This is a genomic window from Thalassomonas sp. M1454, assembly GCF_007097525.1.
Lineage (GTDB): Bacteria > Pseudomonadota > Gammaproteobacteria > Enterobacterales > Alteromonadaceae > Thalassotalea_A.
In genome coordinates, this window is record NZ_VKDD01000002.1 from 824073 (window position 1) to 849017 (window position 24945).

The 24945-nt window shown below is 36.5% G+C and carries 22 protein-coding genes and 3 tRNA genes; 11 read left to right on the forward strand and 14 right to left on the reverse strand.

The features are described from left to right. The first annotated feature begins 86 nt into the window (after nucleotides 1-86). From FNN08_RS05640 to FNN08_RS05655, 4 genes are all read left to right on the forward strand, one after another. A complete protein-coding gene (locus tag FNN08_RS05640) occupies nucleotides 87-1553 on the forward strand; it encodes a M48 family metalloprotease (RefSeq protein WP_143583748.1) in 1467 nt (488 codons plus the stop codon). Nucleotides 1554-1625: 72 nt separating this feature from the next. Next, on the forward strand, nucleotides 1626-1976 hold the full coding sequence (arsC, locus tag FNN08_RS05645) for an arsenate reductase (glutaredoxin) (protein WP_143583749.1): 351 nt from the start codon (nucleotides 1626-1628) through the stop codon (nucleotides 1974-1976). Between the two features lie 10 nt (nucleotides 1977-1986). Continuing rightward, nucleotides 1987-2406, forward strand: coding sequence for a DUF2069 domain-containing protein (locus FNN08_RS05650; protein WP_143583750.1), 420 nt, complete (start codon nucleotides 1987-1989; stop codon nucleotides 2404-2406). Nucleotides 2407-2505: 99 nt separating this feature from the next. Beyond that, on the forward strand, nucleotides 2506-4356 hold the full coding sequence (locus tag FNN08_RS05655; protein WP_143583751.1) for a hypothetical protein: 1851 nt from the start codon (nucleotides 2506-2508) through the stop codon (nucleotides 4354-4356). Nucleotides 4357-4815: 459 nt separating this feature from the next. Here FNN08_RS05655 and FNN08_RS05660 read toward each other — a convergent pair whose 3' ends face one another. The 4 genes from FNN08_RS05660 to FNN08_RS05675 all read right to left on the reverse strand — a co-directional run bounded on the left by FNN08_RS05660 (nucleotide 4816) and on the right by FNN08_RS05675 (nucleotide 8531). Continuing rightward, entirely contained in the window at nucleotides 4816-5322 is a 507-nt protein-coding gene (locus tag FNN08_RS05660; RefSeq protein WP_143583752.1) for a hypothetical protein, read from the reverse strand. Between the two features lie 114 nt (nucleotides 5323-5436). Then, nucleotides 5437-6336, reverse strand: a complete 900-nt coding sequence (locus tag FNN08_RS05665; protein WP_143583753.1) for a hypothetical protein — start codon at nucleotides 6334-6336, stop codon at nucleotides 5437-5439. A gap of 396 nt (nucleotides 6337-6732) precedes the next feature. Beyond that, complete coding sequence (hda, locus tag FNN08_RS05670) at nucleotides 6733-7434, reverse strand: DnaA regulatory inactivator Hda (protein WP_143583754.1); 702 nt, start codon at nucleotides 7432-7434, stop codon at nucleotides 6733-6735. Beyond that, nucleotides 7434-8531 (reverse strand): DUF2066 domain-containing protein, encoded by a 1098-nt coding sequence (locus tag FNN08_RS05675; protein WP_143583755.1) that lies wholly within the window; start codon nucleotides 8529-8531, stop codon nucleotides 7434-7436. The genes hda and FNN08_RS05675 overlap by 1 nt, the downstream gene beginning before the upstream one ends. A 156-nt stretch (nucleotides 8532-8687) precedes the next feature. Between FNN08_RS05675 and purM the strand changes: the two genes are divergently transcribed. The 3 genes from purM to FNN08_RS05690 all read left to right on the forward strand — a co-directional run bounded on the left by purM (nucleotide 8688) and on the right by FNN08_RS05690 (nucleotide 11202). Further along, on the forward strand, nucleotides 8688-9728 hold the full coding sequence (gene purM / locus FNN08_RS05680; RefSeq protein WP_143583756.1) for a phosphoribosylformylglycinamidine cyclo-ligase: 1041 nt from the start codon (nucleotides 8688-8690) through the stop codon (nucleotides 9726-9728). Between the two features lies 1 nt (nucleotide 9729). After that, on the forward strand, nucleotides 9730-10377 hold the full coding sequence (gene purN, locus FNN08_RS05685) for a phosphoribosylglycinamide formyltransferase (RefSeq protein ID WP_143583757.1): 648 nt from the start codon (nucleotides 9730-9732) through the stop codon (nucleotides 10375-10377). Nucleotides 10378-10461: 84 nt separating this feature from the next. Next, entirely contained in the window at nucleotides 10462-11202 is a 741-nt protein-coding gene (locus FNN08_RS05690; protein WP_143583758.1) for a DUF3108 domain-containing protein, read from the forward strand. 32 nt (nucleotides 11203-11234) lie between these two features. Here the strand turns inward: FNN08_RS05690 and FNN08_RS05695 are convergent, their stop codons facing one another. Then, nucleotides 11235-12005, reverse strand: a complete 771-nt coding sequence (locus FNN08_RS05695) for a class II glutamine amidotransferase (protein ID WP_143583759.1) — start codon at nucleotides 12003-12005, stop codon at nucleotides 11235-11237. 197 nt (nucleotides 12006-12202) lie between these two features. On the opposite strand from FNN08_RS05695, the gene fadE reads away from it, so the two are divergent. Then, nucleotides 12203-14665 (forward strand): acyl-CoA dehydrogenase FadE, encoded by a 2463-nt coding sequence (gene fadE, locus FNN08_RS05700; protein WP_143583760.1) that lies wholly within the window; start codon nucleotides 12203-12205, stop codon nucleotides 14663-14665. A 423-nt stretch (nucleotides 14666-15088) separates the two neighbouring features. On the opposite strand, the gene FNN08_RS05705 is transcribed toward fadE, so the two are convergent. The 5 genes from FNN08_RS05705 to dnaQ form a co-directional block, all read right to left on the reverse strand. Continuing rightward, on the reverse strand, nucleotides 15089-15364 hold the full coding sequence (locus FNN08_RS05705) for a hypothetical protein (protein ID WP_143583761.1): 276 nt from the start codon (nucleotides 15362-15364) through the stop codon (nucleotides 15089-15091). A 284-nt stretch (nucleotides 15365-15648) separates the two neighbouring features. Continuing rightward, nucleotides 15649-15725, reverse strand: a tRNA-Asp gene (locus tag FNN08_RS05710). A 39-nt stretch (nucleotides 15726-15764) separates the two neighbouring features. Next, nucleotides 15765-15841: transfer RNA gene (locus tag FNN08_RS05715), tRNA-Asp, on the reverse strand. An 82-nt stretch (nucleotides 15842-15923) separates the two neighbouring features. After that, a tRNA-Asp gene (locus FNN08_RS05720) sits at nucleotides 15924-16000 on the reverse strand. 172 nt (nucleotides 16001-16172) lie between these two features. Then, nucleotides 16173-16913 carry a DNA polymerase III subunit epsilon gene (gene dnaQ / locus FNN08_RS05725; RefSeq protein ID WP_143583762.1) on the reverse strand — a complete coding sequence of 247 codons (741 nt, stop codon included), beginning with the start codon at nucleotides 16911-16913 and terminating at the stop codon, nucleotides 16173-16175. A gap of 189 nt (nucleotides 16914-17102) precedes the next feature. Here dnaQ and FNN08_RS05730 point away from each other — a divergent pair, with 189 nt between their 5' ends. Further along, nucleotides 17103-17975, forward strand: a complete 873-nt coding sequence (locus FNN08_RS05730; protein ID WP_143583763.1) for an MBL fold metallo-hydrolase — start codon at nucleotides 17103-17105, stop codon at nucleotides 17973-17975. A gap of 15 nt (nucleotides 17976-17990) precedes the next feature. On the opposite strand, the gene FNN08_RS16625 is transcribed toward FNN08_RS05730, so the two are convergent. Both FNN08_RS16625 and FNN08_RS05740 read right to left on the reverse strand, forming a co-directional pair. Beyond that, nucleotides 17991-18503: a DUF2919 family protein gene (locus FNN08_RS16625; RefSeq protein ID WP_143583764.1), complete on the reverse strand. Its 513-nt coding sequence runs from the start codon at nucleotides 18501-18503 to the stop codon at nucleotides 17991-17993. 154 nt (nucleotides 18504-18657) lie between these two features. Further along, on the reverse strand, nucleotides 18658-19374 hold the full coding sequence (locus FNN08_RS05740; RefSeq protein WP_143583765.1) for a DUF599 domain-containing protein: 717 nt from the start codon (nucleotides 19372-19374) through the stop codon (nucleotides 18658-18660). A gap of 236 nt (nucleotides 19375-19610) precedes the next feature. On the opposite strand from FNN08_RS05740, the gene FNN08_RS05745 reads away from it, so the two are divergent. Together FNN08_RS05745 and FNN08_RS05750 are read left to right on the forward strand one after the other, a co-directional pair. Next, the gene (locus FNN08_RS05745) at nucleotides 19611-21911 is read left to right on the forward strand and encodes a carbohydrate binding family 9 domain-containing protein (RefSeq protein ID WP_143583766.1); all 2301 of its coding nucleotides are present in this window, start codon (nucleotides 19611-19613) and stop codon (nucleotides 21909-21911) included. A 42-nt stretch (nucleotides 21912-21953) separates the two neighbouring features. Continuing rightward, nucleotides 21954-22445, forward strand: coding sequence for a GNAT family N-acetyltransferase (locus tag FNN08_RS05750; protein ID WP_143583767.1), 492 nt, complete (start codon nucleotides 21954-21956; stop codon nucleotides 22443-22445). A gap of 22 nt (nucleotides 22446-22467) precedes the next feature. Here the strand turns inward: FNN08_RS05750 and FNN08_RS05755 are convergent, their stop codons facing one another. Together FNN08_RS05755 and FNN08_RS05760 are read right to left on the reverse strand one after the other, a co-directional pair. Continuing rightward, complete coding sequence (locus FNN08_RS05755) at nucleotides 22468-23712, reverse strand: RDD family protein (protein ID WP_260679272.1); 1245 nt, start codon at nucleotides 23710-23712, stop codon at nucleotides 22468-22470. Between the two features lie 57 nt (nucleotides 23713-23769). Further along, on the reverse strand, nucleotides 23770-24942 hold the full coding sequence (locus FNN08_RS05760) for a vWA domain-containing protein (protein ID WP_143583768.1): 1173 nt from the start codon (nucleotides 24940-24942) through the stop codon (nucleotides 23770-23772). Nucleotides 24943-24945: the final 3 nt, after the last annotated feature.

Here is a 24945-nt window from a genome sequence, read left to right on the forward strand (position 1 = left end):
TGGCAATAACTATAAAATGAAACTTTTGAGCTTTTTTAGGCTCTTACCTTAAAGAATATATTGTATCTCCCCATTTTAGGATATTAATGAAGTTATTGACTTTCAAATGTAAGCCAACCTTAATCGCATCAGCACTGAGTGGGTTACTGTTAGCTACAAGCGTTACTGCACAACAAGTAGACAGAAATCAACTACCTGAAATAGGCACATCAGCAGTAAGTACCTTGTCTCTTGATAAAGAAGAGCTTTATGGTAAAGCGATGATGCGCTCCCTACGAGCATCTCAGCCATTACTGCAAGATCCTGTATTAATCGAGTATATTAATAACTTAGGCAATACTTTGGTATTAAATGCCGAAGGTGTTCATTACAAATTTCAATTTTTTGTGTTAAAAAATCAAGAAATTAACGCCTTTGCATTTTTCGGTGGCCACATAGGTGTTCACTCAGGCTTAATTACTTTAGCGGATAACGAAAGTGAATTAGCTTCAGTGTTAGCCCATGAGGTTTCGCATGTAACTCAGCGCCATTTAGCTAGAAAAATGGAAGCTCAAAGTCGCAACGCCCCATTAACAATGGCAGGCATGGTAACCGGTGTTTTATTAACATTAGTTAACCCTCAAGCAGGTTTCGCCGCCCTAAGCACTACTATGGCGGCAAGTCAGCAGGCAGGAATTAATTACACTCGTTCAAATGAAAAAGAAGCCGATCGCGTAGGTATGTCGGTATTAGTTAATAGCGGTTTCGATCCGAACGGTGCACCTGATTTCTTTAGAAAAATGGCTAGTAAATATCGTTATTCTTCTAAGCCGCCAGCAATGTTATTAACACATCCCCTTCCTGATTCACGTATTTCTGATGCGCGAAATAGAGCACAAATGTACCCGCAGAGGTTGTTACCTGTAAAATTAGATTTTGAACTAGCTAAAGCTCGTATATCTGCTCGTTATGAAGGTAATGTCAGTGATAACATCATCAATATCAAAACTAAAATAGCTAATGGTGACTACCGCTTAAGGGCTGCTGCTGAATATGGTCTTGCAGTCGCTTATTTAGATAGTAAAGATTATGATAATGCACAAAAGACGATGCAACCGCTCATATCAAGCGCACCACAAAATCTCTTTTATGTTGATGCTATGACCGATATATATCTTGGTCAGAAACAGTATGACAAAGCATTAACTATGCTGAAAAATCTTAATTTGATCATGCCTAATAACCAAGTAGTTACCTTAAACTACGCCAATGCGGCATACATGGCAGGAGAATATGTTTTAGCCGAAACCCTACTACAAGACTTCATAATTTTAAATAAAGAAAACTATATTGCTAATGATTTACTGACTCAGGTTTATTCCAAGCAAAAAAAGTTAGCTCAGATGCATGAGTCAAAAGCTGAGGTATTGGCTTTATTAGGCGCTTACCCTAATGCAATAGATCAACTTCATATGGCGTACAATGAAGCAGAAAAAAATTCTTTAATGCAAAAACGTATAAAAGCTAGAATTCTGCAATTTCAAGAACTAGAAGAACAGCTTAAAAGGCTTTAAAAAATATAACAACGTAGATAATTTATTAACTGCGAGTGTTTAATAATAATCAAAATTTCCAAAGAGAAAAATATGGCTACATTAACTATTTACCACAATCCTCGTTGCTCAAAAAGCAGACAAACACTTGAGCTATTAACTAACGCTAATGCCGAGGTCGAAATAATCGAATATTTAAAGACGCCACCGAGTGTTGAGCAAGTTAAAACGATACTATCTATATTAGATATTGAACCAAGAGCATTAATACGCACTAAAGAAGCTGAATATAAAGAGCAAAACTTAAATAATAAAGACTTAACCGATACCCAGTTAATTGCTGCTATGGTTGCAACACCAAAACTAATTGAGCGCCCTATTGTGGTTAAAGGTAACCAAGCTTGTATAGGTCGCCCTCCTGAAAATGTATTAGCGCTTTTATAGAATTTATTTTATGAAATCACAAACTTTCAGCACTAAAACCCTTCGTAATATGGCCTTATTCGGTTATTTTGGTCTTTTATTGTTTATGCCGTTATGGCTATTGCTACTTTCACCAAGTGAAGGACTTTCTCCTACACTTTCGATATTGATGTTTGTCGCCCCCCTATTGTTTCCTTTAAAAGGTATGCTTCAAGGTAATCCATACACGTATGCTTGGGCGAACTTTGTAGTAATGATTTATTTTTTACATAGCTTAACAACATTATGGGTTGGTGATGGCGAACGACTTTACGCCGTTATAGAGTTGTTTTTTGCCACAATAATGTTCTTCGCCGGTTCATATTATTCTAAATATCGTGGTCAAGAGCTCGGTTTAAAGATTAAAAAACTAAAACAAGAGTTGGAAGAAGAAAAACAACAAAACAGTTAATTTGTTAAGCCTTATTTTAAATAAGTAAGTCGATTTAATCTAAAGGCAAAATAACAACGTATATAAAAAAACAAAAAATGGATTATTTGAGAGAAAATCATGAAAAAAATAGCTTTACTGCTCAGCAGCTTATTATTAGTTTCTTGCTCTGGGGATGACCCAGATTCAGATGAAATACAAGCAGGAAATATCATACTAAATGAAAGCGAGTTAACCGCAGGTTTAAGTACTCAACTTATATTAAGTGTTCAAACTGGCTCTATTCTCTCTCCTGTTTGGACTCAAGTTTCAGGGCCTGATGTTGAATTACTCAGCGCAAAGTCTAAAGTTGTAGGGTTTACTATACCGTCTGCTGGCGATTATAGCTTTGAAGTAAATTACACTTTATCAGGTAGCAGTGTAACAGACACGATTAGCTTTACTGCAGATAGCGGAAATCCAAACTTAGTTGCTCGTCTAGGACACAGTGTTATTGAAGGTAACGGCGTATCTCTTCGAGCTTTTTATGACGATTCAATTAATCCTGACTCTATCACTTGGCAACAAATTTCTGGACCAAGCATACGTTTAGATGAAGGTAATATCACTGCTGAAATCGCAATATTTGATGCACCAGAAGTTGCTAGAGATAGCATTGTTGAAATGCAAGTTTCGGCGCAAACAACAAGCGGAGCACAAGTAACAGATACTGTTTCAGTATTAGTCGAAAACGCGGCAATAATTCCAAGCAATGCCTATTTCGATGATGATGTACTAGCCACAGTTTACCCTTACGTTGCAGATTCACCTCATAAAGACAACTTGCAAAATTGTGTTTATTCAAACCAGTTAGCTAGTTCTTGTACTTTTAATCAGTTACCGATCATTGCTTCAGATTCTAACGGTGCAACTCCAACAATTGATCAAATAATGGATCATGTATTGGTTTCACATGACTGGATGGGACAACGCTTTAGAGAGTATTTAGAAGCATTTGATGATCATGATGACTTTAAAAACTTATTTAGAGCAACCACTGCAATAGTATTATCTTATGACATCCGTCCTTCTTTTTATTGGGCGGCAACAGGTGCAATTTACTTGGATCCAAACACACTTTGGTTAACCCCAGAAGAACGTGACACGATAAATGAAGCGCCAGATTACCGCGCTAATTTTGGTAATGAATTACAGTTCGTGATGCCGTGGCGCTATGTAAAAGATAACGATTACGTTAGTTTTAACTACCCTACTAATGAACGCATAACTCGTTCATTAAACGATTTAAAATACGACTTGGCTGATTTACTTTATCATGAACTTGCCCACGCTAATGATTATTTACCATCACCTGAGTGGCAAAGATATACCGGCTCTTCGCGTTTTTTAGATGCGGCACTAAATGAGTCAGAAATATCAGATCGTTTGACAGTGTTATATCCATTGCAAAGTACAATCATGAAGAATTTAGCCTCAGTTAGGTTTCTTGGTGAGGATCCAACTTTAATTCAAAAAAGCTATACACCAAGTGATGTAGCAGGTTTTTATAGCCCAGATATTTCTAATGGTTTTTATAACTACACCAATGAAAAAGAAGATTTAGGTATATTATTTGAATCATTAATGATGTCAGTACGTTTTGGGGTACAACGAGATACAGCGGTAACGACAAAATGTGACAGCAGTGATAACTGTTATATTGTTAGTTGGGGACAACGCGGACGAGTAGCTGAACCAGGTATATCAGAGCGAGCTGAATTTGTAGCTGAAAACATCCTACCTGAGTTTGACACTAGCTTGATTAACTCATTACCAGCCCCTATAGCCATGCAACCAGGTTTAGATTGGTGGGATAATTTGGCAATCAGCCCTGCTGCACCTAAAGCTTTAAGTAATAAAGTAAGAGTTGGAAAGGTGCGTGAAACTTTCTTAGAAAACCACTCTCACTCCCGAGCATTACCTAAACACTAACCTATATAAAAAAACCGGCGAAAGCCGGGCTGATAACAAATTAGGGATCTTTAGGGTCCCTTTTTTATTTTAAAAATGCATATAAATCAACACCTTAACTACACCGATGAAGCGCAAAAAACTCTTAAATATTGAAATATGTCTAATGTAATCAATCAGTTACTGTAAAAACAGCAACATAAATTCATGACGAAACTTATAAAATTTAAAATCTGAAAATTTTTATTACCCATTAACAAATTATGGATCTAACGGTATTGAATCTGTTTATCATATACTTTTGTGTCGTTAAGAGGAGTTTCTAGAACAAAGTCGTGAAATAAGATTACTTGGAATTAGCATAATACTTTTCCTAATGAAGCCGGCTCCCTATGCGCCAAAAGGGTTTAGAGATAAAGAACCGTCAACTTGGCAAAGGCTACGACCTTATTGTGCGTGCTGTGGGTCTGCTTTGTGCCATTAGCCGCCATAGAGCAATGACTTTTTATTCTGATAATTATAAATACTAGAGGCGTTTATTTGTTCTACCAACTGACGTACAAAATTTGAGTCTTTAGAAAAAATTTCAACACAGAAAGTAAAGTCACAAATATTATAAACATGAATCTCATCACCATCTGATTGGAATATTCTTAAGTAGTGATATTGGTCGTTAATTGTCGCACTTTCAAAGGTCGTTAATTTAACATCTTGAGCCTCTTCTTCTATTTTCCGTAAGAGAGCCTCTTGTTCTTCTTCGAATTTCTCCATATTTTCAAGAAAATCGATAGGGTCTTCAAATGATATTGCGTGTTTGAAATTGATTCTTGAAGGGCAATAAAAAGAGCTTTCACCTTCATCTTTAACCGTAAAAGTACAATTAGCAGGGATAACTAGCTTCTTTCCAAAAGCTTCGACTGGAATTTCAGCAAAAGCATTAAAAGAAAACTGTAATAAACTTAAAAAACTAACAATGCCGAATTTCATAATTTTAACATCCTTGTTTATGATTTTACTTCCACCAATCGCTCTTTATAGACCTTAACCTTTTCAAATAGTTAACGTCAAATTAGTGCAAATAGCCGAGCAATTATCTATTGATTACATGTTCCAAGTAACAAAAGTAATTGATATCGATATGAACACAATATATGGGATAACTCTAGCTAAGCCATTCATAAAGGTATTTTTTCTAAACCACACGGATAAAAACAAAAGAATCAAAAAAGTATAAACCCAAAAATCAACCCAAAAGTCGTTCGAATCTATAACTACCTTTACTATAAACGTCTTGAACTGTTGGATGTTATCTACGGCTTCAATATTGATAAGAGCATCTGCATCTGAAGGTAAACTATGAATACCATAATTTAAAATTTGATAATATCTTTCACCAGCCCCCACACTCGCACTTTTAGGGGATACTTTCCCTTCAGAATAACTGTACCGCTCGGACTCCATCGATATTTTAAGTAAAACCTTTTGTCTTATTGTTTCTTTATTTCCACCAGAGATAACTACAAGTCTATAATTTGGTTCATTATTATTACTCAAGATACATGTATATTGAGATTGTTGTAGCAAGTTGAACTCACAAATCGAATCTTTTTTCAGGACATGATTGAATGAAATTAAAGAAAGTATCATTGCTACGATAGAAAGGCTGAAAATTACCTTGGATAGTGAAATATTCCTAATGTTAACTGTAGATTTATTACCTACTTCATTATGAAAAAATGTTGATAACTTTTGCTTTATATTTTCCAATCCAAACTTTTTCACTAGACCAAAAAGTATGATTAAGGTGAACGTTGGAAATAACCAAATCCATTGATTTGACATAAATGAAAATACTGATTTTATTAATTTAAAACCATACCCAAGATAAAGCAACGCAATGCGTGGTAATTCACCACCACTTTCAAAATAAACTAATAGAGCAATAAACAATAAAAAGGAAAGGCTCCATACTCTGCCTATTATACTAATAATTAAATTCATAAGGTTTTATTTTGAAAGGTTTATTCGTCCGTTAGTCGCTCAAAGCGGAAGTAAATCAACCGCTAACCTAACTCATCCTATCTTAACCAGTGAACAAGTCAAATATTCAATATTGTGATTAAAAATTTAGATCCATAATTTGTTAATGGGTTGTCATATTGGCAATATTACCTCTAATTTTTAGGTTTTATGAATTGAACTTTGAATTTACGCTTCTGTTTTGACTGTAACCCACTGATTACATTGGATATATTCCTATATTTGAGAGGGTTTACTGTTGTGTTGTTAGGTTTAAGTTGTTGATTTGTAAGGAATTATAAAATAAAAAAGGGACCCTAAAGATCCCTAATTTGTTATCAGCCCGGGCGAAAGCCGGTTTTTTTTTACTGTAAAGAATTAGAACAATGTTTCTTTAATAAACGGTATAGTAATTTTACGTTGTGCTCTTATTGATGCCTTATCTAATATATCTAAAGACTCTACCAAACTATTCATATCGCGGGATAAGCGGTTTAATAAAAACTTGCCAGTTTCTTCATTAATTTCAATACCTCGAAACTTTGAGCGTAACTGAATTGCTTTTACTTTATCTGCATCGGATAAAGGTTTTATTTGCTCAGTTAACCCCCAGCCTATCCTTGATACTAAATCCGGTAAGGTTATTAATAGGCTATTAGCACTATTATTACCGGCAATAATTATTTTTTTATTGTTTTCAAGTAAACGATTATATAAATCAAAAATCCCTTGCTGCCACACCGTGTCTCCAGCAATTAAATGTAAATCATCTAGACAAACAAGATCTATCTGCTCTAAATCATTTAATACATCTACCGACAGGTGTTTTAACTCGGATAACGATAGGCAAAGAGAGTTTAATTTTAACTCTGATGCAAGAGCACAGCTAGCATGCAGTAGATGAGATTTACCCACCCCGCTTTGACCAAACAAGTAAAAACCATTAGTACTTGAATCTGTTTGCTCAATAAAAGCCTTTAATTGTGCTTTAATAACACCGCCATCACTGCAATAGAAACTATCGAATGTTTCATCATCCGGTAAGTGTACAGCTAATGGAAGTTGCGTTGTTTTGGTCATTATCCTTTCCAGGTAAAGCTCATTAAACTTTCTTCGGATTGTAATTCGCTGTCGGTTAACAATGAATTTTCAACTAAATTTTGCTCAAGCTTTAACGCTTGCATAATAGCGTTTTTATCGGCAACAACGTTTAATCTAAATATCATATTTTCACCGCTCACTTTAATCAGTTGAACATCTTCAACTAAAGTCATATTGGTGAAAAAGTCACTGATTTCAATAAACTCAGTTAAATTAGCCACGTTTATTATTTTAACATCAAGAAAATTGCCGCCTTCTTCATTAAATGTATAAGAGAAACTTTGATGTAATTTATTGGCAATATCATTAACAGCTTTACTAACTAACTGTTGTTTGTCGTCACCTTGATAACTGCCAGTAATAATTTCGTCATTTAATTGAAACTGCCAATCAAGTGCAAAACTTTTACATTCATCATTACAGTCAACTGGAAGTAAGGTGCTATTTGATACACGCATGATAATAATTGATTCAGCTAAATAACGCTCTGAAGCTTGTAATAGATTACTTTCAAACTTCCCCCAAACATCAGCCATAGAAACATTCATGCTGTCTGACAAGTCCATTAATGGGAAATTAATAGGCAAACCGTTTGCCTGTGCACTTTCTTTGATCGTCTGGTTAATAGGATGACTTGATAAATCACCTATTATAGTACGCTGTTGGCCTTGCTCATCAATTACCCAAACAGTAGATAACGGACGATGCTTACCCCAAATTTTAGCTTGCGCTGATTGCAAAAGCTTGTTTACTTTACCCGCTTCAAAGCTTGCTACTAAATAGGTATCACTTTCTTGTAAAGAATAACTAAATTGGTTTATATAATTATTTGGTCTGTTCAGTGCTTTAGTGATCACTTCATTGTTATATACAGTTTCTTTACCAGCTAACTTAATCAGCACTTGTTTGAATGCTTGCTGTTGAGCTTTATTTCGATCACTGCTCGCCTGTGATTCAACTTTAATTTTTGCTTGGTACAAATCATCGACTTCAATAGCAAAAGCCGTTGAAGAAAGAGCACAAGTAAGGAAAGTAGTGCTAAAAATTAGTTTTGATATGTTTTTTATAATGTTCATACGCAAATATTATCATAAAGATTAAGAATTTAACCGAGAAATGAAAAAAATTTATCACAAAGATTTTAACATTGCCTCAGCACTGGTAGAATACACACAATTTTAATAAATAATGATCCATTTTATTATGGAATACCAACATTTTAAGGGTTTGAAGTGACCGATCAAAAACAATCTCTCAGTTATAAAGATGCCGGCGTAGATATTGATGCAGGTAATGCATTAGTTGAAAAAATAAAAACGGCTGTTAAAAAAACAACTCGTCCAGAAGTTATGGGTGGCATTGGTGGCTTTGGCGCTGTGTGTCAAATTCCTGCTGGTTATAAAGAGCCAGTTTTAATTTCAGGTACTGATGGTGTTGGTACTAAATTAAGATTAGCAATTGATCTTAAAAAACACGATACAGTTGGTATCGACTTAGTGGCTATGTGTGTTAATGATTTATTAGTATTAGGTGCAGAGCCTTTATACTTCTTAGATTATTACGCAACTGCAAAACTAGATGTAGATGTGGCAGCAGATGTTGTTGCCGGTATTGCTGAAGGTTGTATTCAATCTGGTTGTGCTCTAGTAGGCGGTGAAACTGCTGAAATGCCAGGTATGTACCACGAAGGTGATTACGATATCGCAGGTTTCTGTACAGGTGTTGCAGAAAAAGCGAACTTAATCACAGGTGATGATGTTGCTGCAGGCGATCAATTAATTGCCTTAGCTTCTTCAGGCCCACACTCAAATGGTTTCTCTTTAATTCGTAAAGTTTTAGAAGTTAATAATACAGATACCAGCGAAATGCTTGGCGATCGTTCTATTGCTGACCACTTATTAGAACCAACAAAAATTTACGTTAAATCTACCCTTGCAATGCTTAAAGAAGTTAAAGCGAATGCTTTATCACACATTACAGGTGGTGGCTTCTGGGAAAATATCCCTCGAGTATTACCTGCCAATACCAAAGCAGTTGTTGATGGGAATAGCTGGCAATGGCCTGAAATTTTTAACTGGTTACAAGAAAAAGGTAACATTACAACACATGAAATGTACCGCACTTTCAACTGTGGTGTTGGTATGATCATTGTTGTACCAGCCGATAAGGTTGCTCAAAGTTTAGAAATTTTATCAGCCCATGGTGAAAAAGCTTGGCACATTGGTGAAATTCAAGCAGCTTCAGATGAAGAAGAACAAGTGGTAATTAACTAACATGAGCGCAAATAAACGCATTGTTGTTTTAATTTCAGGCAATGGCAGTAATTTACAAGCAATAATTGATGCCTGTGCAAACCAACAACTTCCAGGTGAAGTTGTTGGCGTGTTATCTAACAAAGCAGATGTTTATGGATTAACTCGTGCTGCAAATTCAAATATTGCAAGTACAGTTCTATCACATAAAGATTTTGCGACACGTGAAGATTACGACGCACAATTAATTAATGCCATTGATGCTTATAAGCCAGACTTAGTTGTTCTTGCTGGGTTTATGCGTATTTTAACGGCCGACTTTGTACAACATTTTCAAGGTCGCTTGTTAAATATCCACCCTTCTTTATTACCAAAGTACCAAGGTCTTAACACCCATCAACGTGCAATTGATGCTGGTGATAGTGAACACGGTGTTAGCGTGCACTTTGTCACTGAAGAACTTGATGGTGGTCCTGTTATTTTACAAGCTAAAGTGCCTGTTTTTGCCGAAGATAAGGCGGATGACTTAGCTGCAAGAGTACATGAACAAGAGCATAGAATTTATCCTTTAGTGGTAAAATGGTTTTGCGAAGATCGCTTAACAATGTCTGATGAATGTGCCATGCTAGATAATCAAAAATTATCTATTAATGGTTACGCTAACGACTGATAGCAATTTGATTACACTGCTATAATACCAATTATTCAATAATTGGTTATACTACTCGTAACCGCTCTTCAATAAGGTAAAACTATGAGTAACACGTTATATTTAAAAGCAATTAATTTTGTTATAGCTTCAAGCCTATGCTTATTATCGACAACAAGCACAGCTAAAGAAGCAATAAATAAAATTGATGATTTTACGGCTAAATATAACATTATTCATGATGGTGACATTGTTGGTAAAGCGGTTCGAATTCTTAAAAACTTACCCGATGGTAGCGTTGAATTTAGCTATAAAACAGATATCGAATGGTTAATATTCAGTGACCATAGAAAAGAATTCACTACCAACAAAATAATTAACGGCAACGTTATACCTCTTAGCTACAAGTCTGATAGAGAAGGCACAGGTAAAGATAAATATTACCATTGGTCATTCGATGCAGAGGCTAAAACGGCAACAAACCTCAAAAAGAAAACACCACAAGCTAAAGCTATAGATTGGCCAGAAGGCTTACAAAGCAAACTGAGTTATCATTTACAATCACGCTTTAACTTAATCAACGACCGTAAAAATTTCAGCTTTGATGTTATTAGCACAAAAGGAAGAATTGGTAATTATACCTATAAATACCTTGGCGAAGAAAACATCATGACGCCATACGGCAACCTAGACACTGTTAAATTACAGCGTAAAAAGCCAGGTAAAGATCAAATCACTACAGTTTGGTTTGCACCAAAACTTGATTATCTAATGGTGCGCTTACATCAAATAGAAAGTGATTTTAAACAAGTTCATGCTGAGCTTGTTTCTATAGAAACGCCTTAAAACAAAGCCCGATACTTTCGGGCTTTTATTGTTTAAATCAGTTTTTCACCATGTATAAATACATGCCAATCCCCTGCTTGCATTTTTTGCCACTTTTCATTAAGTGTTAGAGGTTGAGTTGCAATAACCGTAACAATATCTTTATCCGTCGTTTCTTTCTTAAAGTCTATAGCAACATCTGCGTCAATTAATTTAGCCGGACCAAATGGTGCTCGCCTGGTGATCCAATGTAAGTTATTTGAACAATAAGCAAAGATAAAATCACCATCACTTAAAATTAAATTAAACACACCTAACTTATTTATTTGCTCTGCAAGTGATGCAATAAAAGGAAACAATAAATCATTGCTAGGACGCTCGTTACCAAACTCCAATCTTAATTTTTCTAATATCCAACAAAAAGCTTGTTCACTATCTGTACTACCAATCGCTGATAAAGATTCGGTAGTTAGCAACTCTTTGAAATTCGCTAGTTGGCCATTGTGGGCATAAGTGAAGTTTCTACCCCAAAGTTCACGAGTAAAAGGGTGAGTATTCTCTAAACATACAGGCCCAGCATTAGCTTGGCGTATATGACATACTACAGCTTCACTTTTAATTGGATAATTAGTTACTAATCTAGCTATTTCTGAATCGTAGCTTGGTTGTGGATCTTTGAATGTACGACAGCCCTTCCCTTCATAAAAGGTAACACCCCAACCATCCTTATGAGGCCCGGTATTGCCACCTCGCTGCATTAAACCAGCAAAGCTAAAACATATATCTGTTGGTACATTGGCACTCATTGCCAATAATTCGCACATTTTCGTATTCCTGAACAGTTGAAACTAATTTTTTAGTTATAAAAATTACGTTACTAATAACATATCAACTTAACTAATTTAATCAAATTGATATTACAATTTATTTACAAACTCCGTTGCTTTATTTGCCATTTGGCACTATCCTTAAATAAGTGGTCTGACCTGTATTTGTGGAAGTATTATCCTAAGGAGTTATTTTGGAATTTTTAATTTGGCTATCATTATCAATAGCTGTAACTATATATCTAGCTTATAGTCGAGCCTCTCTTGGGGTATTTACATCATGCTACGCATTGTTATTACTTGCAGGTAGTTTCTTAAACTTTAACGGCATTATAAGCTGGATAATATTTGCTATTATCGCTATACCGCTAAACGTACGTAGTATACGCAAACAACTCATATCTGAAAAGCTACTTAAAGCCTTCAAAAAAATAATGCCGGAAATGTCATCTACAGAAGAAGATGCATTAAATGCGGGGACTACTTGGTTCGAATCAGAATTATTCAAAGGCGACCCTAACTGGACTAAACTGCATAATTTTCCGCAACCAAGACTTTCTTTAGAAGAACAAAACTTTTTAGATGGTCCTGTTGATGAAGTTTGTCGTATGCACGATGAATGGCAAACTACTCACGAAATTGCCGACCTATCACCTGAAGTTTGGCAGTATTTAAAAGACAATAAATTCTTCGCAATGATCATCAAAAAACAATACGGTGGTCTCGAATTTAGCGCCTATGCACAATCTCGAGTTTTACAAAAATTAACCAGTGTATCTAGCGTATTATCAAGTACTGTTGGTGTACCAAACAGCTTAGGCCCGGGTGAATTACTACAACACTACGGAACTAAAGAGCAGCAAGATTATTATTTACCTCGATTAGCAACCGGTGAAGAAATTCCTTGTTTTGCTTTAACTAGCCCAGAAGCTGGCTCTGATGCAGGTGCAATTCCAGATTTTGGTATTGTATGTAAAGGTGAGTTTGAGGGTAAAGAAGTACTTGGCATGCGCTTAACATGGAATAAGCGTTATATTACATTGGCCCCTATAGCAACCATACTTGGTTTGGCATTCAAGCTTTACGATCCTGACAGCTTACTTGGCGGCGAATCCGATCTAGGCATTACCTGTGCGTTGATCCCTACAGATCTTGATGGTGTGATCACAGGTCGCCGTCACTTCCCATTAAACGTTCCGTTCCAAAATGGCCCTACCCAAGGTAATGATATTTTTGTACCACTAGACTTTATCATTGGCGGCGCAGCAATGGCCGGCCAAGGTTGGAAAATGTTGGTAGAATGTTTATCTGTTGGCCGTTCAATCACCTTACCTTCAAATTCAGCTGGCGGCATAAAATCAGTGGCTTTAGCTACCGGCGCCTACAGTCATATTCGTCGTCAATTTAAACTACCAATAGGTAAAATGGAGGGTATTGAAGAGCCGTTAGCACGCATTGGTGGTAACGCTTATTTAATGGATGCAGTAACTACCCTTTCCACAGGCGCAATTGATTTAGGTGAAAAACCATCTGTTATCGGCGCTATCTGTAAATACCATTTAACTGAAAAAATGCGTGACTGTGTTATTGACGCCATGGATATTCATGGAGGTAAAGGCGTATGTTTGGGTCCAACAAACTATCTCGGTCGAGCATATCAAGGCGCACCAATTGCTATTACCGTTGAAGGTGCAAACATATTAACTCGTAATATGATCATTTATGGTCAAGGGGCTATTCGTTGTCACCCTTATGTACTCGCAGAATTAAAATCAGCCTCAAACACTAACCCAGTTGAAGCATTAGATGATTTTGACCAAGCACTATTTGGACATATTGGTTTTACAATATCCAATACTATACGATCTATTTTATTCTCATTTACTGGTGCGCATTTTGTTAGTACACCATTTAAAGACAAATCTAAGCGTTATTATCAAATAATGACACGCTTTAGCTCAAACCTAGCCTTACTATCTGACTTATCTATGGCAACACTAGGCGGAGATTTAAAACGCCGTGAGCGTATTTCAGCCAGATTGGGAGATATCTTAAGTTACCTTTATTTAGCATCGGCAACATTAAAGCGCTATAACGATGAAGGTCGCCAAAAAGAAGACGAAATATTAATGGTTTGGGCTGTCGAAGATAGTTTATACAAAGCGCAGCAAGCGATTGAAGAGTTAATTAACAACTTCCCTAATGCTGTTGTTCGAAAAGTATTTAAATTGCTAGTATCGCCATTTGGTACATCACTTAACAAACCAAGTGATATAACAGACCACAAAGTTGCGCGATTATTGCAAGTGCCTTCTGCTGCGAGAAATCGTTTAGGACAAGGTCAATACCTAACTCGTAATGACACTAACCTTCTGGGCAAACTTGAAACAGCACTAGAGAGCATTATTGCTTGTGAAGCTATAGTTGATAAAATCAATAAAGCGACCGGAAAACGCCACGGCATTATCAACTTAGATAAGTTAGCCAAGCAAGCACTAGCAGATGAACACATCACTACAGAAGAAGCCGAACTGCTTATAGCTACTGAGCAACAAAGGTTAGACGTGATTAATGTTGATGATTTCGATCCAGAAAGTCTAGTCACTGTTAAGTCTAAGGCAAAGAGAAGCAAAGCTAAAGATGATAAAGCAGCTTAGGAAGCTAAACTTAGTCTGAAGTAGATACTAAAAAGCAATGAAATTTATTTCATTGCTTTTTTGCTTTATACACTCAAAACTTTTGCTACGGGGCCGTTGGATTAGCAACATTTCAAAATGGTTCAACAACTTCTAAGTGCCAGTAGCGGAATAAACATAGCCTATTAAAAATCACCAAAGAAGCGCACACATAATAAGAAAAAGTACAACGTCATCGCGGCGAAGGCCTCGACCTCCCGAAGGTTATAATGTGCCTAGAAGTAGCTCTATTATTGAACCACAGCATACGGCAGGAGGTTGTGGCCTTCGCCACAATGACGGCGCTATTTTTAGAATATTTTTAGGTACACAATTCGCTCATAGGAGCCATACGTTATCGATAATTCACCGCTATTACTAACAGCCGCTATCAAAGATATATGATTAACTACATACAAAAGTTTCTTCACCTAAATGGTAAGTGTTATGAACTACAACGTAGACACCCGACACAACGCCAGAAACAAGCATAGTAATTGGCGATAATACCACTCCACTTACAGAGTAATAATTACCACTTCCTTCACCATTTAAGTCCACAACTTTAAGTGTCTTTTTATCGCTTGATAAATAGCATTTATGAGTATGAGATTCATCTTTTGTTGGGACTGCTACACAACCAGCCAACAAGATGGAGTATATGACATTAAATTTATTCATAACAAATCCTTGTATTATAACTATCTAAGTTACTGCATTAGCAATATAGAAAAAAGTGATTACTTCCATAAATCGCTGTTATAGACATTAACCTTTTCAGTAGCTTAACGTCAAATTACTTCAATCCCTATTGAAAAATGACTATTAAAAATAAGTTAGAGATGACGGAATAAGAATAAAATGTTGGGGTATCAAAAAATTGATAAGAAGGCTTATATTAACTGTGGATTTTTATATGTTGAGTAAGACTAGATATTGAGAAGTGCATGAATAACAAATAATGTTGGCGGAGTGGACGGGACTCGAACCCGCGACCCCCGGCGTGACAGGCCGGTATTCTAACCAACTGAACTACCACTCCGCTGTATTATTTGCATCGTTAACTTGTTTGAGAAATCATTGGCGGAGTGGACGGGACTCGAACCCGCGACCCCCGGCGTGACAGGCCGGTATTCTAACCAACTGAACTACCACTCCGCACCTAAGCAATCAATTCAACAACAAGTCGTTGAATGCGGGGTGGATAATACGGATATGGAGATATTGAGTCAACTATNGTTGGCGGAGTGGACGGGACTCGAACCCGCGACCCCCGGCGTGACAGGCCGGTATTCTAACCAACTGAACTACCACTCCGCACCTAAGCAATCAATTCAACAACAAGTCGTTGAATGCGGGGTGGATAATACGGATATGGAGATATTGAGTCAACTATTTTTTTGAATAAATTTGTATAATTTTAACTGACTGCGCATTTGTCATACAATCCGAATAAATTAGCACCAATATTTTACCATTTACAGAGGCTTTAGTCGGCTTTAACTTCACCATGCCAAATACTATGACCAGTTTTCTTTTCAATAATCGCCATTCGGTCTATATGTGCTTGAGATTCTTCAGGACTCGCCTGCACTATTGCCAATGGAGGTCGGTTTGAATCTAGTCGTCTAATACTATCAGAGGTGTTACCTTCTGTGCCGTCACCTGGGTTAAAGTTTATAGTATTTTGATAGCGAGTCATCTCGACATAAACATATGCGAGTAACTGAGCATCAATTAATGCGCCGTGATAAGTACGATCAACTAAACCACTTACGCCATAAAATTTGGCTAATGCATCTAAGGTCCTTGGTGCGCCAAACACATCTCGAGATATCTTTAATGTATCGGTTACCGTACAAATATCATCGGTCATAGGTAAGTTTTGGCGAACCATAGCAAATTCATGGTCCATAAAGCCCACATCGAACTTTGAGTTATGAATAACTAATTCAGATCCTCTAATGAAGTCCATAAACTCATGTACAACTTGATGAAACAATGGCTTATCCGCTAAAAACTCATTGGTTAAACCATGAACATTAATAACTTCTTGTTCCATTATTTTTTGCGGGTTGATGTAAACGTGATAGCTGCGACCAGTTAGTTTCCGGTCAATCATTTCAACGCAACCTATTTCAACAATTCTATCGCCCTTTGCTGGGTCAAAACCCGTTGTCTCGGTATCGAGAATAATCAAGCGTTCTTGTGGCTTTTGCTCTGTTTGCACAAACAATTCCTAAAAGTTATCTATGTGATATATGTTTATCGTTACATTCAAACAAATTTAACTAGGCTCTGTAAATCATTCTTTGCTATTTAGACAATAAATTTTAATCTCAAAATAAATAAATTCTGTTCCTACGCAATGAAACCGTTACAATAGCCCTATAAAAAGTTTTACATTAAAAAGAATTTCATGAGTTTACAAATACAGCACTTTTTTCATCCTGCATCTTTCACCATTAGCTATGTAGTTTATGATGATGAAACCAAGCAATGTGCCGTGATCGACCCAGCTTTAGATTATGACCCAATAGCGAGTTCGGTTAACACGGCTTTCGCCCAAGAAATCATTTCGTTTATTAAAGACAAACAACTATCGCTAATATATATATTAGAAACCCACGCCCACGCAGACCATATATCATCCGCTTTCTACCTTAAAAAGAAACTTGGTGGTGATATTTGTATTGGCAGAAACATTGTCGGTATTCAAAAAACATTCAAAACGGTATTTAACTTAGCCAAAGATTTTAATACCCAAGGTGTGCAATTCGACCAATTATTAAATGATGGCGATGTACTAACTTTAGGAAACTTTGCAATAGAAGTTATCTCTACGCCGGGACATACACCAGATAGCGTAACGTATCTAATTGAAGGTAATGCTTTTATTGGTGATACTTTATTTATGTACGATTCAGGCTCGGCAAGATGTGATTTTCCAGGTGGCGATGCTAGCCTATTATATAGCTCGATCCAGCGCCTTTATGCCCTACCCGACAATACCAACTTATATATGTGCCATGACTATCAACCAGCCGGTCGTGAGCTTATGTTTGTTACAACGGTTGCAGAGCAAAAACAGAAAAATATCCAAATTAAAGCAGATACATCAGAACAAGAATACGTTACAAAGCGCGAGGCTAGAGACTCAACATTAGCTAATCCGAAACTTATATTCCCGGCATTACAGTGTAATATTCAAGCTGGAGATTTACCTGCGGCAGATAATGATGAGAAACACTATTTTAAAACCCCTATTTCTGGCTTAGAAAACTTAGAATAGTTTAATTAATCTCTACTAATAAACCACATCTCGTTTTTTGCGAGGAGCTTTCGGTATGGTTTCAGGAAATTCAGACCGATTAATCCTCGCTTTAGCGCTTAACTTACAAAATAAAAGTAAACATACAGCGATAAACGTTTGAGCGCAAAGCCAATTAAACTTTCCCTGAGAATATAGTGCAAATTGGCCCCAATATATTGCCAGATCAAGCAAAACGAAAACTGACATAATTGGTAATATATTTTGCCAAAGAGATTTCACCCAAGGTGCAGCTTCAGGTTTACGCTGAATAATGACATAAAACAGCAGTAAACTAGGAGTACTCGATAATAAAGCGAAGTAAAATTGTGATGATTCAGGGTAAAACCATTGTATTAAAGCGAGCTTATCTCGTAAATTAACAAGAGATAAAATGGCTATTACAAAGCCTCGCAATAGAAATATCAAAATAAAATAGTAGATAAACGATAACTTTAAACAGTTATATTTATCGAAATGTTTCAATGAATAGCTAGCTAATGGATGCATAAAACTCAGGTAAAATAATCGTTATCAAATAAACAAGGCAATTTATCCGTATATACTTGCTACTTTTGATAATAAAAGCAAACAATAATCCATGCCCAGAGGATGACAATTCGAGTAAGTTTATATAACTATTGTAGTTTATATAAATTTAACTTTAGTCAAACTCATACCCTTCTTTACTTAAATCAACGACACCTTGTTGAATCGCCTTAAGTGCTTTCGATTTAAATTCGCGACGATAAAGAATATAAACAACAAATAAACTGCTAACCAAAAACATTAACGGATGAAAAAACCAACTAAGTGCAGACAATGAAAAGTAGTATGAGCGTAAGCCATAGTTATAAGCATGGGCTGCTTGATCTTGCACTCTTGCCATCTGTACAGAGTAATTGATTAAATGCTCTTTATCAGTCTTAAACGCTACAGGCGCTGCGCCAATCATGATGTTAACGAAACCGTACTGACGCATTGACCAAGTAAATTGAAAAAATGCCAAAACAAAAATCAGCACCAATAAACAAAGTTTAATTTGAATGGCAAAATTACTCGCTTCTTGCGCCACAGTCATCCGAGTTAATAATTCACGAACACTTTCTAGCTGAGAAAATAATGTCAGAACACCCGCTAATACCAGCATGGTAGTAGAAGCAAAAAAAGCTACATTACGTTCAAGGTTAGCTAGCAAAGACGCATGTGATACACGAACATCTGTATCAAAAATTTGTCTCATCCAAATTAAGCGGTGTTGATGTAAACAACGAGAGATACAAGCGGTATCTTTTGCTTTAATTTTTGCAAACTGGGTATAGCCTATCCATGACGTAAAAAATATAACCAAGGCTGTATAGTCGATTAATGTTAATGACACAATAGACCTCACTTTAGGTGTGTTTAGCTGATATCAATTTAACTTAATATACTGTTATTTATAGTAGAGTAAAATAGAAATAACATATTAAAAATAAATAATTTTTTAATATATGAAACAACAGATTACAGATTGACATTAACTTCCTATTTACGATATAAATAATGTTACAAAATATGTTCTAGGAAGAACATCCAAAGTAGCCAAATAATAAAAAGCAGGCATAGGAAGTAGTCATGATTTTGCTAAGAAAAGGAGCTAAGTATATCTGCGCTATGATATTACTTGCTAATGTACCTTTTCAAACTGTTGCTCAACAACAAACAATAGATATACCTCACATTAAGTCTGACATCATTTTTGATGGTGAACTCAATGAGCCTGCCTGGCAAAAAGCAAAAAAAATTGACCTTAACATTGTCAATTACCCATACGATAACACCCCTAGCCCTGTAAAAACCCAAGCCTATATGTTTGAGGATGGTGTTAATGTTTATTTTGCTTTTATCGCCGAAGATCCCAATCCAGAAAATATCCAAGGCTTCCTTCGAGATCATGATGAAGCCTTCGCTGATGATATCGTCGGGGTAAAACTTGATACATTCAATGATCACCGCTTAGCTTATAAGTTTTTTGTAAATCCATACGGTGTACAAAATGATGGCATAGTTAATGAGATGACTGGCGATGATAATATTCTTTGGGATGGTATTTGGACTTCTTATGGCATGGTAACCGATAAAGGCTATCAAGTTGAGTTTGCAATCCCTTATCGAGAATTAAATTTTGAAGAAGGTAGTGATATAAAAACTTGGGGCATGGAGCTAATTCGTGTTTATCCAAGAGACAACATTTTGCGTATATCACACATTGCTCTAGATCGTGATAACTCTTGCTGGAGTTGTCAGATGGTTCCTGTACAAGGTTTTGAGCAAGCTAAATTAGGCGACAACCTTTTAGTTACCCCGTCAGTTGTTGCTAGTCGCAATGAAAACAGAGATGTTTATAATAACCAAGACTGGCAAAGTGACGATGATGTAGACCTAGGTTTAAATGTGCGCTGGGGCATAACGCCTGACATTATGCTTAACGCCACCATAAACCCTGATTTTTCTACAGTCGAGTCTGATTCAGGCCAACTGCAAGTAAATAAAAAGTATGCATTGTTTTATGATGAAAAACGCCCTTTCTTTTTAGATAACGCGGAGTATTTTTCAAGCCAATTTAACTTGGTTTATACTCGCAACATTGCTGATCCTGACTTTGGTACTAAACTAACAGGCCGCTTAGGTGATTCATCTTTTGGCTTCTTTATGACCAAAGATAATAACACCAATATTATTTTACCAGGCAATACGTACTCCTTACCGGATACCTTAAATGAAGAAAGCTATTCAGGAGCTTTACGTTATCGTTATGATGTAAACCAAGATCTATCATTTGGTTTTATTTCTACCCTGCGCGAATCAGACAACTACCATAATTACGTTACTGGATTAGACTCAAGATATAAACTCAATGTAAGTAACACTATAACAGCGCAAGCATTAACTTCAGAAACTCAATACCCTATTGAATTATATGACTATTGGTGTGAGAACGATGATTGTTTCTTACCAAGTATGATAGGTAAATATGATGACGAATTTAGTGATCAGGCATACAAACTTGGCTTTGAGCACAACAGCGAATTTTGGCTTGTTGATATTAATTATGAAGATATAGGCAAAGACTTTAGGGCAGATCTTGGTTACATGCCACAAGTAGATATTAATAAAATTAGCACTACATTAGGCCATACCCTATATGGTGAAAGTTCATGGTGGACAGAATTAAACCTTGGTGCAAAGTATAAAATAACCCATAACCAAAATGATGAATTAATCTCTAAAGTATCTGCGGCAAGCTTTACTATTCAAGGTCCAATGCAATCTTTATTCGATGTGATCATTTCACAAGAAGACAGTGTGGGCTTAAGGTTTGATACCAATGATAGCGCCATAGATAACAACACCACCTTATTTGAACAAAATAAGCTTGAACTCTATTTTGGATTTCAACCTAAACCAAACCTTTACCTCGAGGCATTTACCCTTTTAGGTGAGGGAATTGACTATGATAACAATCGCTTAGGCGATATTATCGAATTAAGCCCACGTGTAATTTATAACATGTCTGAACATCTAGAATTAGACTTAGGTTATACCTATGCTGAACTTGAAGCGGATAACGACTACGTTTACAAAGAAAACATCACCAATGCTCGATTCACTTATATGTTTGATGTAAATAGTTATTTAAGATTAACCATGGTTTATACGCAGACAGATTTTAATAAAGACAATAACCCAGATATTTTTATAGAGTCTGAACAACAAGACAGTCTTGGTTCACAACTTATTTATTCATATAAGCTTAACCCGCAAACAGTTTTCTTTTTAGGTTATTCAGATAATTCAATCGAAAACCAAAAATTAAAAAGTTTAAAACAAGAACAACGCACTGCATTCTTAAAGTTAAGCTATGCTTGGATGTAGTTCGCTATATAGGCACTCCTCTATACACTAAAACGGCAAAACATGAATATCAGAGCAGCAACAAAAGCAGACTGGCCTAGTATTTGGTTAATTTTTAATGAAATAGTTTCCGCAGGTGAAACTTACGCTTATGATCCTGCAACGAGTAAAGCTGAAGCTGAAAAAATCTGGCTAGATAACCCCCGAAAAGTATTTGTGGCGGAAGCAAATGGTGAGATTTTTGCTACATACTATATAAAAACTAACCAAGCAGGTCCTGGTAATCACGTATGCAACTGCGGCTATATGGTTTCATCAACCGCAAGGGGGAAAGGACTTGCCACAGCAATGTGCGAACACTCACAACAGGTAGCTCGTCAACTAGGCTATAAAGCTATGCAGTTTAATTTTGTCGCATCGAGCAATAAAGGCGCGGTCAGTCTATGGCAAAAACTTGGCTTCGATATCGTTGGCAGATTACCAAAAGCTTTTAACCACCCCTCTCAAGGTTACGTTGATGCTTTAGTTATGTATAAATGGCTAGCAGACGCCTAAAAACTGAACACTATTGTTTATACTAAAGGTGCTGATGCTGTGCTTTATACTCTTCTATTTTTAGCCTTGCGGCTTCAACTACATCTTCATCAACGACCTTTTTTTCATCAATAACAACCGTAGCTGATATTTTATCTTGAATTGCTTGTCTATTTGCATCCCAATAAATTTGTAAAAAGCCCAATAAACCAGTAGCAAGGCCGGCACCATAACCGCCATAACGACCAAAACTATCCCACAAAGATAAACCTGTGCCATCGAGTTGCAGCACTCTGATCCCAAACAAACGCTTGCCTGGTGTTTGGCCATTCCATTTAGAGGTAAAAACAGTAAAGTATAAAGCAGCCCAACCAAAACCTAAGCCTAAATCGTTGAAAATGCCTTTTGCTAATTCAATAAGAGAGTAAACAGGTTTTTCTGATTTAGCTTCATCGGACTCTGCTTCTTCAATAGGATCTACTGTTGGTTCTTGAGCTTGATTTGTTGGCTCCAACTCTTTTTTAGAATCAGTAACATTGGCGAGTGTTGTTGGTTGTTTTTCTTGGGGAGTAGTCGCGCTCAGTAATTCAAGGTAATTACCATATAGCAGTGTAACTAACTTTTCTTGTTCGTTTTTGCTTAACTCGGTTGCATCAACAACTTCTCTAAAAAAGTTATGCGCTTGTTTGTTGCTCATATCCAAATTTGTCGCTTCTTCAGGGATAGGCGCGTAAACACCGGCCCAACAATCATAGTCATTACAACTTTGCTGTTTAGCATCATTAACAACTTGTATGACAACACCTGCAACTCTAAGTGCATTAGCGATACCGGCTTCTTTATCTTTAAAAGTTACGCCTTCGCCCTTATTACTCCAGTCTTTTTTATTGCCATCATAATTAGAATACTGACTACTATCATCACCAATTATGCCATTAACTAAAGGCGGTAACTCATCGAGTAATACACCTAGTAAAATCAACGCGCCAATTAAACGAACAAAAGCCCTGCGCTTACGCCCTTTTACTTTACCTTCTTGTTGCGCCCTGCGTTTACTGCCAATACGAAAAGCCATAACAGCGATAGCGATTGCTAAAAACTCACCACCGGCACCACTTAATATGGCAATGAGTAGTAAATCGATAGCAATCGCAAAACCTCGTTTCCAAGGGCTTGCGATTGCTGTTCCAAATAAGTTTTGGTCAAGTTTAAAAGCAAAAGGTGTGATGATTTCTTGAGTTTCATCAAAGGTTAATTTTTTTCGTGTTTTAGAAAATAATTTTCTCATGTGCCACCTTTTGTTTTAATTATTATTAGTACCAAGCTCAATTAATTAAGTAGCTTATTATAAAAGCTCTTTAATACCGTCTGACAACCCCTCAATCGTCATTGGGTACATTCTTTGTGCCATTAACTGTTTCATCAAACCTATCGATTGATAGTAATTCCAATACTCAACTGGCTGTGGATTTAACCAAATACAATGCTCAAAATGATCGGTTAAACGCTGCATCCAGACACTACCAGGCTCTTCATTCCAATGCTCGACACTACCACCAGGGTAAGCGATTTCATAAGGTCCCATGGTCGCATCGCCAACAAAGATAATTTTATAATCCTTGGAGAATCTATGGATAATATCCCAAACATCTATGGTTTCTTTATATCGCCTTGAGTTGTCATGCCACACATGCTCGTACATACAATTATGAAAATAAAAATACTCTAAATGCTTAAACTCGGTATGCACTGCAGAGAACAATTCTTCACATACTTTAATGTAGCTATCCATTGAGCCGCCGACATCAAAAAACATAAGTACTTTAATGCTATTGTGACGCTCAGGTCGCATTTTTACATCAAGGTAGCCAGCATTTTTAGCTGTCGCCTTAATGGTATTATCTAAATCGAGTTCCTCAGCTGAGCCTGTACGGGCAAATTGTCTTAATTTACGAAGCGCGACTTTAATATTACGCGTGCCTAACTCTACATTAGCATCTAAATTTTTAAATTCACGTTTATCCCAAACTTTGGCAGCAGAGAAGTTTCTGTTGCCATCTTGTCCTATGCGCATACCACCGGGGTGTTCACCGTAAGCACCAAAAGGAGAAGTACCGCCGGTACCTATCCACTTGTTACCACCTTCATGGCGCTTTTTCTGCTCTTTTAAGCGCTCTTGTAGAGTTTTCATTAACTCTTCTAAGCCACCAAGTTTTTTAATTTGCGCTTTTTCCTCGGCCGTTAACTGCTTTTGAAAACGTTTCTCTAACCAATCTTTTGGAATATTTGATAAATCTAAATCAATACTGACCACCCCTTCAAAATAGTCGGCAAAAGCCCGATCAAACTTATCAAAGTGGCTTTCATCTTTTACTAAAATGACACGACTTAACACATAAAAGTCATCAACGGAGCAAAAGATCACTCGCTCTTTCATTGCCGAAATTAGATCTAACAACTCACGAACAGTACAAGGAACTCGGTATTCTCTTAATTTAAAGAAGAAATCAATTAACATTGA